This is a genomic window from Bradyrhizobium sp. SZCCHNRI3043, from assembly GCF_032377735.1.
Classification (GTDB): domain Bacteria; phylum Pseudomonadota; class Alphaproteobacteria; order Rhizobiales; family Xanthobacteraceae; genus Bradyrhizobium.
The window spans coordinates 29,031-44,243 of sequence record NZ_JAUHID010000023.1; the positions used below are offsets into that span (position 1 = coordinate 29,031).

A 15,213-nucleotide genomic window follows, 5' to 3' on the forward strand; every position below is an offset into this window, starting at 1 on the left:
ACGATGGCTGCGAACGAAAAGTACCTGATCCTCGGCTCGAACTCCTTCTCGGGCGCAACCTTCGTCGACTTCCTGGCCGCGGCCGGTCACGACGTGATCGCGACCAGCCGCTCGGACGAGCCGCATGACGCCTTCCTGCCGTACAAATGGCAGAAGCGTCCCGGCAAGGTCCGCTTCCAGCGCGTCGATCTCAATCACGATCTTGATGCGCTCAAGGCGCTGCTGGCCTCGGAGCGGCCGACTCACGTCGTGAACTTCGCGGCCCAGAGCATGGTCGGCGAGAGCTGGCTGCATCCAGACCACTGGATGATGACCAACGTCGTCTCCGCGGTCCGGCTGCACGACATCCTGCGCAACTATGACGGCCTCGACCGCTACGTCCACGTCACGACGCCCGAGGTCTACGGCTCGACCGAGGGCTGGGTGCGCGAGGACGCAGCCTTCAACCCGTCGACGCCCTACGCCGTGTCGCGCGCGGCCGGCGACATGAGCCTGCGCACCTATTTCGCCAACTACCAGTTCCCCGTGGTCTTCACACGTGCGGCCAATGTGTACGGCCCGGGCCAGCAGCTCTACCGCATCGTGCCGCGCACCATCGTGGCGGCGATGACGGGGCAGAAGCTGCGGCTTGACGGCGGCGGCAAGTCGATCCGCGTCTTCATCCACATGACCGACGTGTCGGATGCGACGGTGAAGATCGGTCGCAGCGGCAAGCTCGGCGAGACCTATCACATCTCGGGCTACGAGCTGGTCTCGATCCGCACGCTGGTCGAGATGATCCTGGCCCGCCTCGGCAAGACCTTCGAGGACTGCGTCGAGATCGGCCCGGAGCGTCCCGGCAAGGACACTGCCTATACGCTCGACAGCTTCAAGCTGCGCACTGAGCTCGGCTGGCGCGACACCTACTCGCTGGAACAGGGCATCGACGACGTCATCGCCTGGGCGCGACGCTTCGAGGATGTCATGGCCAAGCTGCCGACCAAGTACGAACATAAACCCTGATCGATCCCTGCGCTTCCCGGAGAAGCGCGACTGGAGAGCACGATGAACGTTGCAGTCCGGAGCCCGGCGGCCAAGCCTGACGCCGCCGCCCTGAAGGCGCAGGCCGCAAGGCTGCGCGGCAAGATCATCGAGATGTCGCACAAGGCGCAGGCCGCGCATCTGGCCTCGTCGCTGTCCTGCGCCGATGCGATGACCGCAGCCTATTGGCATGTGCTGAACATCGACCCGAAGAATCCCACCGACCCGCTGCGCGACCGCTTCATCCTCTCCAAGGGTCATGCCGCCGCGGCGCTGTTCGCGACGCTGGCGATGAAGGGCTACTTCCCGATCGAGGAGCTCGACACCTACTGCCAGGACGGCGGCCGGCTCGCCGAGCATCCGCCGGCGAACCTTTTGCCCGGCGTCGAGGCGGCCACCGGCTCGCTCGGCCACGGCCTGCCGCTCGGCTGCGGCATGGCGCTCGCAGGGCGCATCAAGGGCGAGAACTACCGCGTGTTCGCCCTGCTCTCCGACGGCGAGAACAACGAGGGCTCGGTGTGGGAGGCGGCGATGTTCGCCGCCGCCCAGAAGCTCGAGAATGTCTGCGTCGTCGTCGACTACAACAAGTGGCAGGCGACCGCGCGCTCCAACGAAACCCTGATGCTGGCGCCGCTGCGCGACAAATGGGCCGCGTTCGGCTGGGACGCCCACGAGATCGACGGCCATGACATCGGCGCGCTGGCGGAAGCCATGCAGAACATCCCGAACGGCTCGGGCAAGCCGGTGGCGCTGATCGCCCACACCGTGAAGGGCAAGGGCGTGTCGTTCATGGAGGACGACAACAACTGGCACTATCGCGCCCCGACCGCTGAGGAAGTCGTCAAGTCGTTCAAGGAGCTCGGCCTGTCATGAGAAACGCGTTCGCTGACGAACTGACCAAGCTCGGCAACGAGGACAGCCGCGTCGTCATGCTCTCGGGCGACATCGGCAACCGCCTGTTCGACAAGTTCAAGGACAAGCACCCCAGCCGCTTCTTCAACTGCGGCGTCGCCGAGGCCAACATGATGGGCGTCGCCGCCGGCATGGCCATGAACGGCCTGCGCCCGGTCGCCTACACGATCACGCCGTTCGTGACGACGCGCTGCCTGGAGCAGATCCGCACCGACGTCTGCTATCACGAGGTCCCCGTGACCATCGTCGCGGTCGGCGCCGGCCTCGCCTATTCCGGCCTCGGCCCGACCCACCACGCCTGCGAGGACATCTCGTTCCTGCGCTCGATCCCGAACATGGTCGTGATCTGCCCGGGCGATGCCTTCGAGGTGCGCGGCGCCTTGCGCGCGGCCATGCAGCAGGACCGCCCAGTCTACATCCGCATGGGCAAGAAGGGTGAGCCGGTCGTTCACAAGGGCCCCATCACGGACTTCAAGATCGGCAAGGCGATCACGATCGAGGAAGGCTCCGACGTCTGCCTGCTCTCGACCGGCAACATGCTGCCGGAAGTCATTGAAGCCGCACATAGATTGAAGGAGAAGGGCATCTCCGCCGAGGTCGTCAGCTTCCACACCGTGAAGCCGCTGGATGAGGACAAGCTCAAGCAGGCCTTCAGCCGCTTCAAGCTGGTCGCGACCATCGAGGAGCATTCGCTGATCGGCGGCTTCGGCTCCGCCGTCTCCGAATGGCTCGCCGACACCGAGACGAAGCACCAGAAGTTCCTGCGCTTCGGCACGCCGGACGCCTTCTTCAAGAAATCAGGCGAACAGGAATACGCCCGCGAGGTGCTGGGACTGACCGGCCACCAGATCGCGGACAAGATCATCCACGCGTTGAGCTGAGACATCACATGAAGACCCAAGCTGCCCTCCTGGTCCAGACCGGCCAGCCGCTCGTCCTGGCCGAGATCGAGACGCCGGCCCTGAAGCCGGGGCAGGTCCTGGTCGAGATCGCCTATTCCGGCGCCTGCGGCACGCAGGTGATGGAGTGGCGCGGCGACAAGGGCGAGGACAAATGGGTGCCGCACTGCCTGGGCCATGAGGGCACCGGCACGGTGATCGAGGCCGGCAGCGCCGTCACCAAGGTCAAGGTCGGCGACAAGGTCGTGCTGTCCTGGATCAAGGGCACGGGCATCGAGGCCGGCGGCGCCGTCTACGACTGGGACGGCAAGAAGGTCAACGCCGGCGGCGTTACCACCTTCCAGCGCCATGCGGTCGTCAGCGAGAACCGCCTGACCCTGCTGCCGCCCGACCTGCCGATGGATGTCGCGGTGCTGCTCGGCTGCGCCGCGCCGACCGGCATGGGCGCGGTCTACAACGTGCTCAAGGTGCAGCCGGGCGACGCCGTCGCCGTGTTCGGCACCGGCGGCATCGGCCTCAACGCGCTGATGGCAGCGGCGCTCGCGGGCGCCATGCCGGTGATCGGCATCGATCCCAACCCGACCCGCCGCGCGCTGGCGCAGATCTACGGCGCGACCCACGTGATCGATGCCAGTGGCGACGTGCTGGCCGAGATCAAGAAGATCGTGCCGCAGGGCGTTGATCTCGCGGTCGAATCCTCCGGCATTCCGGCCGTGATGGAGCAGGCGATCAATTCGACGCGCCAGCAGGGCGGCCGTGCCGTCGTCATCGGCAATGCCAAGCATGGCGCGGCGCTGACGCTAAATCCGGGCGTCTTCAACCAGGGCAAGAGCCTGCTCGGCACCTGGGGCGGCGACAGCGTCCCGGATCGCGATTACGGGCGCTACGGCCGGCTGCTGAGCTCCGGCCGCTTCCCGGTGCGGGATCTCCTGTCGAAGCCCTACAGCCTCGCCCAGGCCGACCAGGCGCTGCAGGATCTCGCCGCCGGCAAGGTCGGCCGTCCGCTGATCGACATGTCGCTGCGTTAAGTCCAGGCCATGCGGATCGGGATCGACTTCGACAACACGATCGCCTGCTATGACGGCGTGTTTCATGCGACCGCGCTGGAGCGCGGCCTGATCCCGGCCGATCTCGGCCGCGACAAGAACAGCGTCCGCGACCATCTCAACGGCAGCGGGCGCAAGGACGACTTCACCGAGCTGCAGGGCTATGTCTACGGCGCCCGCATGGACCTGGTGTCGCCCTACCCCGGCTTCGCGGAGTTCGTCGATGCGGCCCGTGCCGCCGGCCATGACCTGTTCATCGTCAGCCATAAGACCCGGCACCCCATTCTCGGACCGAAGCACGACATGCATGCCGCAGCGCGCGGCTTCCTGACCGACCGCGGCCTGATGGGATCAGCGCCCGGCCAGATCGCGCCGGAGCGGGTGTTCTTCGAGCTGACCAAGGACGACAAGGTTGCCCGCGCCCACGCGCTGGCCTGCGAGCTGTTCGTCGACGACCTGCCGGAGATCCTGGCCATGGCCGGATTTCCGCAAGGCATGCGCAAGGTGCTGTTCGATCCGGAGGACCAGTTCGCGACCAAGGCCACGGGCTATGAGCGCCGCGCCTCCTGGGCCGAGATCGCGGCGGATGTCGTCCGTGACCGCGGCTGAGGCCAACGCCGACGCCGCCCTGCTGGCGCTCGCCCAGCGCCTCGCCGCGCAGGCCGGCAAGGCCAGCCCTACGGGACTGACGCGGCTGGCCGGCGGCCGCAACAACCAGGTCTTTCGCGTCGACACCGAGGCCGGTCCCCTCGTGCTCAAGCGTTACTTCACCGATGCCCGTGATACCCGCGACCGGCTCGGCGCTGAATGGAGCTTCATCAGCCATGCCTGGTCGCGCGGCGTTCGCGTCGTGCCGGAACCGCTGGCCTGCGACCGCGCCGAGCAGGCTGGCCTCTACAGCTTCGTCGAAGGACGCAAGCTGACGGCTGCCGAGCTGGCACCTGTTCATGTCGAGGCCGCGATCGATTTCGTGCTCGCGGTGAACGCCCCACCCCGCCCTGCGCTGGCGCCGGGCTCGGAAGCCTGCTTCTCGCTGGCCGAGCACATCGCGACCGTCGAGCGCCGTGTGGCGCGGCTGGCGACGCTCGATTCCGACGTACCGCATGTGGCCGAGGCCCGGCAATTCGTGGCGGCGCGGCTGCAGCCGGCCTGGGCCGACGTGAAGGCGACCATTCTGAGCGGCGCCGCGGCCGAAGGGCTCGGCCTGGAGGCCGCCATCCCCGCCGATCAGGTCTGCCTATCGCCGTCCGACTTCGGCTTCCACAACGCGCTGATCGACGACGCGGGCAAGCTGACCTTCCTCGATTTCGAATATGCCGGCCGCGACGATCCGGCCAAGCTGGCGTCGGACTTCTTCTGCCAGCCGGAGGTGCCGGTGCCGCTGGCCGTGCATGAGCATTTCACCGAGCGCCTGACGGAGGGCCTCGGGCTCGACGCGGCCAGCGTGGCGCGCTGCCGGCTGCTGCTCGATGCCTACCAGGTCAAGTGGACCTGCATCATCCTGAACGACTTCCTGCCGCTCGGCGCCATCAGGCGCGCCTTCGCCGACACCGGCGCCTGGGCGCAGCGCTGCGCCGCGCAGCTCGCCAAGGCCGAGGCGCAGCTCGGCCTGATCGGCGCCACATCCGACTAACCGACAATCCCACGCCCGGAGATCTTCATGGCCTATCGCGAGTTCGTCAGTCTCGTCCACAAATCGACCAAGCGCGACTATCTCGCGCGTGTCACCCAGCGCGACAAGGCCGATGTCGCGGAGATGGCGATCAAGTACGATTACGACTATTGGGACGGCAGCCGCGAGACCGGCTATGGCGGCTACAAATATGACGGCCGCTGGCGCAAGGTCGCCGACGCGATGATCGAGACGTACGGCATCAAGCCGGGCATGCGCGTGCTCGACGTCGGCTCCGGCAAGGGCTTCATTCTGCACGATTTCCGCGAGGCCATCCCGGATCTCGAGGTCGCCGGCATCGACATCTCGTCCTACGGCGTCGAGCACACGATGGAGAGCGTGAAGCCGTTCTGCCAGGTCGGCAGCGCAGCCAAGCTGCCCTATCCGGACAAGCATTTCGATCTGGTCATCTCGATCAACACGCTGCACAACCTCTACAACTACGATCTCGACGCCGCGCTGCGCGAGATGGAGCGCGTCAGCCGCGGCGCCAAATATCTCTGCGTCGAGGGCTACCGCAACGAGCGCGAGAAGGTGAATCTGATGTACTGGCAGCTCACCTGCCGCATCTTCCACACCCCCGAGGAATGGGCCTTCGAATTCAAGCGCTCCGGCTACACCGGCGACCACGAATTCATCTTCTTCGAATGAGTGCGAGCTGAGAGCGTCGACAGGCGCTCTCGCGACGCATTGGCGTCCGAGTGTTGCTGTAGATCGTCGCCCTCTCGATTGAGAGGGCGCGAGGAAGGCCGGGAGCCTGCCGCCCCCATGGCCCGCCTGCAGAAAGAAATGCAGGCGGCAGATACCACAGGTTCGGCTGGGACATCCCGGCCTTCCCCGCGCGATCGGTTTTAACGGTGTCCTTCGTGCTCTCCCTGGGGATCGGCGTTCTTGCCCCCATTTTGCGACAACGCGCCTTTGGCGCGTTGCGCAGACCTCAGCGTCGAGAGGCCAGGACCACACGACTTCGCCGTCCGTAACGCTTGCGCTCGTCGGGCGCAGCCGTCACGTCCATCGCAGCCCACCTCCACGTATCGTGACGACGCGTACGTCCCTCTGCATGAGGCGGGATGGCGAGAGAAAACCACGTTTTCTGGAAAAACGAAAGAAGAATATTTTTCGTCGCTTGACTGGACAAGGGTGATGCACCTGAAGATGCGAGCCAATTCGTCGTCGACGCGCACGTCGGAACCGGCTCGAACGCCGACGGCCCGGATTGCGGCTCTGTCGGCCTCCCCGGCTGAAGACCCACGCAAAACGAGTGCGGATCCCGCATGCCGCTTTTGCGATCTTTGCAAAATGTATCTATAGATTGGCAGCGAAACATCGCGAGCGGCAGGGAACGGGGCTGTCATGACGAAGTCGTTGAAGGTGGCGATCGCCGAAGGCCTGCCCCCCCAGACCCTGTTCAAGCTGCGCTCGATCAAGCGCGCGCTGATGGGGCAACCGCCTCCGGAACGGCCGCAGGCCGCTTTGGAGCCAAAGCCCGAACCCGAGCCTCAACCGGTCCCCGCGCCGGCCGCCGGAGCGGGGTCGGAGCCGCGGACGCGGCAGACCGAAGCCCTGGAACGGCTCGACGCCCACAAGATTAGCGCGCCGTACCTGTTCTTCGATATCGACGACGTCCTGATCCTGCCCGCCAAGGAGATCGCGCGCACGCTGACCTTGAGCGTGATGTATATCAACAGCGCCGATGTCAAAGGCGATATCGCCGAATTCGGCACCATGGGCGGCTTCACCGCGCGCACCCTGGCGAACGCGATGGTGTTCGACCCGCGCTATCAGCCGAACCAGCCGCTGCGCAAGCTGCGCCTGTTCGACAGCTTCGAGGGCCTGCCGGAAATCACGGCGCAGGTCGACCTCGAGTCGCAGCACGTGAAATCGGGCACCTGGTCGAAGGGCGGCTGCAGGATTCTCAGCGCCGCGGATCTGCGGACCATGGTCGAGGCCATCATTCCGCCCAGCCGGGTCGAGATCTATGAAGGCTGGTTCGCCGACACGGTGAAGCTGCTCCCGGACGACACGCGCTTTGCACTGATCCATTTCGACGGCGACCTCTACTCATCCACCATGGATGCTCTGGTGCCGTGCTTCGAACGCGGCTTCATCTCGAAGGGCGCCGTGCTCTGCTTCGACGACTGGAACTGCAACGAGGCCGACCCCGAGGCCGGCGAGCGCAAGGCCTGGGCCGACCTCGTCAGCCGCTTCAACATCGTCGCCAGCCATTCCGGCGACTACTCGATCCAGGGCACCAAGTTCATCATTCATTCCTATCTCGGAATGAAGCCGAGGGCTTGAGCAGCATGCGCTTCGCTTTCGTTGCGTCGCGGCCCCATGCGGTCAGAGGGTGAGTGCATGAGTTGTCCCTACACCACGCTGCCCGCGAGCAGCTTCTGGCGTCAGGCCGTTGCCGAGCGCAGCCCATCCGATCTCGATCCTCATCTGACCGCGCGGCTCCGCTTCGGTCCTGATCAGCGCGTCGCCTCGGCCGGCAGTTGCTTCGCGCAGCACATCTCGCGCGCCCTGAAGGAGCGCGGCTACAATTACTTTGTCACCGAGCCGGCGCCGCCGCATCTGACGCCCGAGCAGGAGGAACGCTTCGGCTATGGCGTGTTCTCCGCGCGCTACGGCAACGTCTACAGCACCCTGCAACTGCTGCAACTGCTGCAGCGGGCGTTCGGAGCTTTCCGGCCAGCCGATCAGTTCTGGACCGACAGCGACGGCTGGGTGTTCGATCTGCTGCGCCCCCGCATCACGCCGCGCGGCTACATCTCGATGGTCGAGGCCGAGGCCGATCTGAAGCAGCATTTGCAGGCGGTGCGGCGGCTCTTCGAAACCACCGACATCTTCATCTTCACGCTCGGTCTGACCGAGAGCTGGGTGTCCAAGCTCGACGGCACGGTGTATCCGACCTGTCCGGGGTGCGGCAGCGCTGGCGACTTCGACGATGCCAAATACGCGTTCCACAATCTCTCGGTCATGGAGACCACCGGCTATCTTGCCGAGGCGATCAACCTGATGTCGGCAGCCAATCCGCGCCTGCAGATCATCCTGACGGTCTCGCCGGTCCCGCTCGCGGCCACCATGGAGCCGCGCCACGTGCTGCAGGCCACGACCTATTCCAAGAGCGTGCTGCGCGTCGCCGCCGAGGAGATGGTCCGGCGCTTCGACAACGTGCATTACTTCGCGTCCTACGAGATCATCACCAATGCGAAGAACGCGGGGGCGTATTTCGCCGACGATGCGCGCTCGGTCACGTCCGAGGGCGTCGCGCGCGCGATGAAGCTGTTCTTCGCGCAGTTCACCGGCGAGGACGCTGGCGCAGAGGTGCGATCCGCACGTGATGACGAACGAATGCAACCGGCGGCTCCTCCGGCCGCGCCGCAGATCATCTGCGACGAGGACGAGTTCTACCGCGCACTGGCCGCGAGCCGTAACAACTGAGGACGAGCGGCGGCCGCGGCCGAGCCTGTGATGTGAGGGGGGACGTATCAGCGTGGACACCGAGCTCGAAGCGGTTCTGCCGGTCTATATCGTCGGCGACAGCCATTCCCTGCCGTATCGGAACATGGTGTTCCGGGAGCGGTGGACCGGCGCCTGGGTGATGGCCCGTACCAAGTACATCCCCGGCGCCACGGCGCGGGAGTTCTATGATCCAGCCACCGGCGAGTTTCATCCTGACTTCATCGCCTTCCTCGAATATGAAGGCCTGGTGCGCAACGGACGCGCGACGCATCTGTCGATGGACGAGGTCGATTTCGCCATTGCCAAGGCGGTCGGCCAGGCCGTGCGGCCGCCGCTGATCATGATCACCGTCGGCGAGATCGACGTTCGCGGTCCGCTCCTGCAACTCCTCAAGGACACCCACGACTTCGTTCCGCCGTTCGCCACCACGTTGCCTCTGCTCGACAAGCCGCTGGTGCCGTGGGATCTCATCGACGAGGCGATCGAGGCGCGGCTCAGGCCGTTCGTCGCCGGGCTCGATCAGCTGGTCAAGGCCGGCTTCAAGCGCGTCTACGTGCAGAGCGTCGTTCCCCCGACCCGGCAGGAAGCGCGCATCCGAGAGCTGCAGAACTACGACTGCCCTGTCTCCGTCCGGACCAAGCTGGTTCAGGCGTTCAACTGGAAGCTGGCGCAGAAGGTGCGTTCGGTGAACCTCTTCACGGTCGACCGCTGGCCCGACCTGACCGAGGGCGATCTGTTGCGTCCGGAGTTCGATTTCGACGGGGTGCATCTGCCGCCCAAGGGCGCCCGTCTCCTGCTCGAGTCGCTGATCGATCATGCGATCGACAGCCGCGGCCTCGTCGCCAATCATCCGCGATACGAACTCTATTATCGAATGGCGTGCGGCCTGGATCCGTTCCAGCCCACCAAGCCGAACGCAGCATGAGGACATCATGGCCTTGGGACCGATGATCAGCACTGCCAAGCAGCGGCTCAAGGGGGGCGTCAACCAGGCGCTCAGCGCTCTCGGCTACCGCCTGGTGCGGGCCGACACGTTCGACCGCCTGAACGGACATCCCAGTCCAGACGCAGCCCCCGCGGACAAGAACGGCACGGCGCAGCCGCGCCAGCTGACGCTGCTGCCGGCCGCGAACAGCGCGCCGCCGATGTGCACGGCCCATGCGCGGAAGTTCGATCCGCAGAAGACGCCGAGCCAGCTCGCCGACAAGATCGTCGCCTTCCAGCAGAACGGCGTCACGGTGATCAGCACGAATCCGGAAAAGGCGGCCATGTTCCGGGAAACCGAGAGCTTCGACCGCGACGTCAGCAACCGCCACTCGGCATGGGACTGGGCCGGCAACAGCGTCGCTCCCTACACGCAGGATCTGCAGACCGGGATGCCCTCGGCGGCGCTCGTCGACTATCTGCACGCGCTGTTCAGCGGCGGCGATTTCGATTCCTTCTTCCGCGGCGTGCTCGGCTGCCCCGCCAAGGTCGCCAATGTCCGGCTGGTACGCTCGAAGCCGCATTTGACCGAGGGCATCGGTCCCCAGCAATGGCACAGCGACGGCTGCCCGGCCGGCGTCATCCGCGGCGTGCTCTATCTCTGCGATGTCGACGAGCAGACCGGTCCGTTCCAGTATCGCGACGCGAATTACCGGGAGCACACGGTTCTGGGCAAGACTGGTGATCTGCTGGTGTTCGATGCGACCCGCCTCATGCATCGCGGCAGCCCGCCATCGCACAAGACACGCTCCGCGATCGATCTGGTGTTCATGCCGCGCATGCCCGACGAGGAGATGACAATCATGGTCGTCGGCATGAACCACTGGCCCGCCGACCCGTTCTTCGTCAAGCTGCCGAAGGAGCGGCCCGCCGACGCTCACGACGCATTGGCCGACGGACGCCGGGCTGCCAGCCTCTATTGACGCATGGCCGCCCGCTTGCACCATGGATGGAGGACGGCTAAGCCAGAAGGCAGCAGGTGGGCTTGCGCGCGACGCAGAAGGCGCGCACTCACCGCCGATATCGCCGTCACCGAGCGCGCGATCCCGTCTCGACGTGACGCCGCCTGTCGGGCGTTGCCAGGCGAACACCTCTCTTCGGCGCAGCGTCGCATCTGCGCCATCCCTCAAGGCCGTTTTGCGGTCATCGAACAGCGCCGCGTTGGAGAATTTGAATGCTGCAACCGTTGAAGAATGCGCTCGCCACCTCGCTGCCGCCGGACGCGCTGTATTGGATGCGCTCGGTCAAACGGGCGATCATGTTCGAGCCGCCGCTGCCCTGGCCCTACGGGAACGGCAGCAGCGCCACCGTACAGGACAGGCCTCCGGCCGTGGCAATCGCAGCCCCGTCCGCCGACACGGTCGATGACGGACGCATCATCCAGGACATCGCGCTGGAGAAATACAGCGCGCGGCAGCTTCCCTCGCCCGGCGCATATTACAGCTATGCCGACGTGCTGATCCTGCCGGCACAGGAGATCGCCAAGACGCTCACCCTGTGCGTCCAATACATCAACAGCGCCCATGTGAACGGCGACATCGCCGAGTTCGGCACGATGGGCGGCTTCAGCGCCCGCGCGATCGCCACGTCGATGGTGTTCGACCTGCAGCGCCAGCCGCTCGGCAAGAGCGCGTCCGGGGAAAACCCGTTCCGTATTCTGCGCCTGTTCGACAGCTTCGAGGGCCTTCCCGAGATCACCTCGCCGGTCGACCAGGTCGCGCCGCACGTCATTTCCGGCGCTTGGGCCAAGGGCGGCTGCAAGGTGCTGGCCGCGCCGCAGTTGCGCGCCCTGATCGGCAAGATCATTCCGCCGCATCGGTTTCAACTGTACGAGGGCTGGTTCGCCGACACCGTGAAGACGCTGCCGCCCGAGACGCGGTTTGCGATGATCCATTTCGACGGTGACCTCTACCAGTCGACCATGGATGCGCTCGTCCCTCTGTTCGAGCGCGGCATGATCTCGACCGGCGCCGTCATCTGCTTCGACGACTGGAACGCCAATCGTGCCATTCCGACCACGGGCGAACGGCAGGCCTGGAAGGAGCTGGTCGAGATGTTCGCGATCGAGGCCTCCAACGGCGGCGACTATTCGGTCGGCGGCACCCGCTTCATCATCCACGCCTATCGCGGCATCCCGGCTGATCCGGAGTAATGCGGCTCACGGCGACGGCCGCTGGGCCGGGCCAAGCAGGCTGTTGATGGTGTGGCGCGCCAGGAAGACGGCACCGGGCACCGTGAGGTGCCCGGGATCGAATGCCGTCAATTGCGAGCCGTCCGGACCGATCCGGCTGAGACAGCCTTCGTCGTTGCAGAACACGTCGCGCACGGAGATGTAATCGATGCCGAGCTCACGGGTCAGCTCGCGAAACAGCGCGTCGCGGCCGCGCGTCCATTCGTCGTTGGAGCGGAACAGGGTCCGCTCCGGCAACACCGTTCCGGTCTGCCGGTAGTAGTCGAGCACGTTGTGCGACAGGCCGACGCCCTGCCAGCTCGGCGGCGGTCCCATCAGCACGATCTTCGCAATGCCGTTGGCCCTGAGCAGCGCGACCGTGCGCGGCAGGTCCTCGCGCAGCACGGACTCGGCGTGGCCCCAGGTCGCGTCGAGGATGACGACGTCCGGCCGGAGACGGCCGATCCGCAACACGACGTCGTCGTTGATGCTCTTGCAGAACGGCCGGGCCTCCAAGGTGTAGCCGATCAGCGGTGGGCAGGCGGAGGCCGTATATTGCGCGACGTCATAGCCGCGCTCCGTCGACAGATGCAGCAGCCCCGGATAGAGCGCCGCGCCGTAGGAATCGCCCCAGATCAGCAGCAGCGGCCGGCGTCCCTGCCCGGCGCAGTCGGCGCCGAATGCGGAGGCAGGCTGCAGGAGCAGCAGGCAGCGGCCACGGCGCCAATGCGAATTGGTCTCGCTGCCCGACAGCATGAAGCCCCTGATCTCCGGCGCGAACCGGACCGGCAGGCCGCGCGTGCTCGTCGCCGCGACGCCGATCGGGATCATCGCCGCCATCACGGCCAGCAAAGACCACGCCCGCCACGCGACGGGCGCGGCTCCGAACCTGATCGGCAGCTCGATGAAGCGATAGGTGAGGAAGGCCAGCACGGCGCTCAGCCCGAGCACCGCGAGCAGGATCCACGCCGGAGCCGCCCCGCCGAACTGCAGCTTGGTGAAGGCGATCAGCGGAAAGTGCCAGAGATAGAGCGGGTAGCTGATCAGGCCGACGAACACCAGCGCGGGCCACGCCAACACCCGCTGAACCAGCGTGCCGCCGGCCGCAATCAGGGCCATGGTCGCCAGCACGGGGACGATGGTGCGAATGCCGGGCCATGGCGAGGCTGCGCTGAACGCGAGGAAGGCGACGGCGATGCCCGCCACACCAACAGCCGCTAGCATGCTGCTGGTGGTCGGACCGATCGGGCGATCGGCACGCTGCCGCAGCCACACCGCCAGGAGCGAGCCTGCCAGCAGCTCCCAGCCCCGCGTGGTCGGCGAATAGAATGCCCACGCCGCCTCCCTTGCAGGGGTCGACAGGCAGACCACCAGCGACCCGAGCCCGAGCGCGGCCACCATGGCCGCCTTCCGTGACGGCCATCGGGCGATCAGCACGAACATCGCGGGCCAGACGATGTAGTACTGCTCCTCGATGCCGAGCGACCACAGATGCAGCAGCGGAAGGCGCTCCGCACCGGGATCGAAATAGCCCACGATCTGCTCGTGCAGCATGAAGTTCTCGATGAAGGCGGCGGCGCCCTTGATGTTGGATCCGAGCGCTTCCATCTCGGCGACCGGGAATACGAACCAGGCGATCACGAACGTCGCCAGCACCACGGTGATGAGAGCCGGGAAGATCCGGAGGATGCGGCGGGCGTAGAAGGTCGCAAAACTGAAGCTCTTGTCCGCGCACTGCCGATCGATGATGCCCGTGATCAGATAGCCGGAGATCACGAAGAATACGTCGACGCCGGCAAAACCGCCGGGCAGCAGCCGCGGGAAGGTATGAAAGACGAGCACGGCGACGACGGCGACCGCGCGCAGGCCGTCGATGTCGGGACGATAGAGCAGCGCGTGCGCCCGGCTGATCGGCCGCTCATGGCGATCCGCTGCGGCCGCATGATCAAGGCTTTCGGTGATCGCCATTCTCACGCATTCCCTGAAACGCTCGCGTCTTTTCCAGAGCGCCGACGAGGTCGCGGGTGAAATCAGCCGCGCCCCTGGCGTCGAGATGGCCGCCGCCATCCCAGCTCGAATAGTCGGTCCGCGCCGGCAGCGCCGTCTCGACGCCGATCGCAGCCGCGATCTCACGAACCTGGGTCAGGCAGCCGTGAAAATTGGGAACGAGGGTCAGGACCACGGGCGCGCCCAGCGATTGCACGAGGTCGCGCGCATTGGCGATCACGTCGGGCGTGGTGTGACAATCGGGATCGCGCGTCATCTTCACGCCCGGATTGCCGTCGGCGAGAAAGCGCGGAAACGTGCTCATGTCGGCCGCGCCGGTGCGATCATCGCGATCGAAGCGCGGCAGCGGTCCGGACCGCGGACCGGCGAGCGCCTGACGCCATGGCCGCGTCACGTCCTCGAACCGCCAGCGCAGATTGCGCCGGATGATCTCGTAGGTCGCGCCGTAGCGACTGAGCTTCGTGCTCGGGATCGGACGGACGTCGGCGCCGAACGCGCGTGTGAGGTTGCGGTGGAAGAAGTTGCCGCCGCCTCCGCCATCGTCGGCGTTCACGATCCACAGCCGCGGGCGGATGTGATGCTTCAGCGCGATCTGCCGCGCGAATTCGCCGCTGGCAACGCCGACGAACGCCATGTTGTAGAACTTGAGGCCATAGGGGTGCTCGAGGCGCTCGCGCATGACGGTCTCGTCGACCGCAAACGACACCAGGGACGAGCCGAGGATGATGACGTCGGCCTGGCGGGCGTACTCGATCGAGCGGCCGATGCCATGGTAGAACAGATCCTGGTCCTGGATCTCGGTGACGCTGTCGCCGCCGAAATTGCGGTACCATGACCGATCCCCGGCCCTGCTGATCGCGCTGAAATGGTCGCCGCCCTGCGCAGCCAGCCACAGGCTGACACCACCCAGCATCGCCGCCGTCATCCCGAGCAGGCTGGCGAGATAGCGCCCTGCCCGGCCGAGGCCGTCGCCGGCCTCATGCCCGGCCCAACCGGTCTGCTCTGTCCGACGATCCATGGCGGCCCCGGGGCGGACGA

General features: G+C 66.2%; 14 protein-coding genes. 12 read left to right on the forward strand and 2 right to left on the reverse strand.

Annotation, left to right across the window (positions count from 1 at the left end; genetic code table 11):
* Nucleotides 1–3 precede the first annotated feature (3 nt).
* The 12 genes from QX124_RS28655 (at nucleotide 4) to QX124_RS28710 (ending at nucleotide 12,150) form a co-directional block, all read left to right on the forward strand.
* Nucleotides 4–1,002: an NAD-dependent epimerase/dehydratase family protein gene (locus tag QX124_RS28655; RefSeq protein ID WP_315798936.1), complete on the forward strand. Its 999-nt coding sequence runs from the start codon at nucleotides 4–6 to the stop codon at nucleotides 1,000–1,002.
* Between the two features lie 42 nt (nucleotides 1,003–1,044).
* A complete protein-coding gene (locus QX124_RS28660) occupies nucleotides 1,045–1,893 on the forward strand; it encodes a transketolase (RefSeq protein ID WP_315777122.1) in 849 nt (282 codons plus the stop codon).
* On the forward strand, nucleotides 1,890–2,813 hold the full coding sequence (locus QX124_RS28665; RefSeq protein ID WP_315738900.1) for a transketolase family protein: 924 nt from the start codon (nucleotides 1,890–1,892) through the stop codon (nucleotides 2,811–2,813). The genes QX124_RS28660 and QX124_RS28665 overlap by 4 nt, the downstream gene beginning before the upstream one ends.
* A gap of 8 nt (nucleotides 2,814–2,821) precedes the next feature.
* Nucleotides 2,822–3,859: a zinc-binding dehydrogenase gene (locus tag QX124_RS28670; RefSeq protein WP_315753230.1), complete on the forward strand. Its 1,038-nt coding sequence runs from the start codon at nucleotides 2,822–2,824 to the stop codon at nucleotides 3,857–3,859.
* A gap of 9 nt (nucleotides 3,860–3,868) precedes the next feature.
* Nucleotides 3,869–4,486 carry a hypothetical protein gene (locus QX124_RS28675; RefSeq protein ID WP_315798937.1) on the forward strand — a complete coding sequence of 206 codons (618 nt, stop codon included), beginning with the start codon at nucleotides 3,869–3,871 and terminating at the stop codon, nucleotides 4,484–4,486.
* Nucleotides 4,464–5,510 (forward strand): aminoglycoside phosphotransferase family protein, encoded by a 1,047-nt coding sequence (locus QX124_RS28680; protein WP_315798938.1) that lies wholly within the window; start codon nucleotides 4,464–4,466, stop codon nucleotides 5,508–5,510. The genes QX124_RS28675 and QX124_RS28680 overlap by 23 nt, the downstream gene beginning before the upstream one ends.
* A 27-nt stretch (nucleotides 5,511–5,537) precedes the next feature.
* A complete protein-coding gene (locus tag QX124_RS28685) occupies nucleotides 5,538–6,200 on the forward strand; it encodes a class I SAM-dependent methyltransferase (protein ID WP_315798939.1) in 663 nt (220 codons plus the stop codon).
* 702 nt (nucleotides 6,201–6,902) lie between these two features.
* The gene (locus QX124_RS28690) at nucleotides 6,903–7,847 is read left to right on the forward strand and encodes a TylF/MycF/NovP-related O-methyltransferase (protein ID WP_315738906.1); all 945 of its coding nucleotides are present in this window, start codon (nucleotides 6,903–6,905) and stop codon (nucleotides 7,845–7,847) included.
* Nucleotides 7,848–7,904: 57 nt separating this feature from the next.
* Nucleotides 7,905–8,993 (forward strand): GSCFA domain-containing protein, encoded by a 1,089-nt coding sequence (locus tag QX124_RS28695; protein ID WP_315798940.1) that lies wholly within the window; start codon nucleotides 7,905–7,907, stop codon nucleotides 8,991–8,993.
* 52 nt (nucleotides 8,994–9,045) lie between these two features.
* Nucleotides 9,046–9,939 carry a hypothetical protein gene (locus tag QX124_RS28700; protein WP_315798941.1) on the forward strand — a complete coding sequence of 298 codons (894 nt, stop codon included), beginning with the start codon at nucleotides 9,046–9,048 and terminating at the stop codon, nucleotides 9,937–9,939.
* Between the two features lie 7 nt (nucleotides 9,940–9,946).
* On the forward strand, nucleotides 9,947–10,921 hold the full coding sequence (locus QX124_RS28705) for a hypothetical protein (RefSeq protein WP_315798942.1): 975 nt from the start codon (nucleotides 9,947–9,949) through the stop codon (nucleotides 10,919–10,921).
* 251 nt (nucleotides 10,922–11,172) lie between these two features.
* Nucleotides 11,173–12,150, forward strand: coding sequence for a TylF/MycF/NovP-related O-methyltransferase (locus tag QX124_RS28710; RefSeq protein WP_315798943.1), 978 nt, complete (start codon nucleotides 11,173–11,175; stop codon nucleotides 12,148–12,150).
* Nucleotides 12,151–12,156: 6 nt separating this feature from the next.
* Here QX124_RS28710 and QX124_RS28715 read toward each other — a convergent pair whose 3' ends face one another.
* Together QX124_RS28715 and QX124_RS28720 are read right to left on the reverse strand one after the other, a co-directional pair.
* Entirely contained in the window at nucleotides 12,157–14,136 is a 1,980-nt protein-coding gene (locus QX124_RS28715) for an acyltransferase family protein (protein WP_315798944.1), read from the reverse strand.
* Nucleotides 14,114–15,193, reverse strand: a complete 1,080-nt coding sequence (locus QX124_RS28720) for a hypothetical protein (protein WP_315798945.1) — start codon at nucleotides 15,191–15,193, stop codon at nucleotides 14,114–14,116. The genes QX124_RS28715 and QX124_RS28720 overlap by 23 nt, the downstream gene beginning before the upstream one ends.
* Nucleotides 15,194–15,213 lie beyond the last annotated feature (20 nt).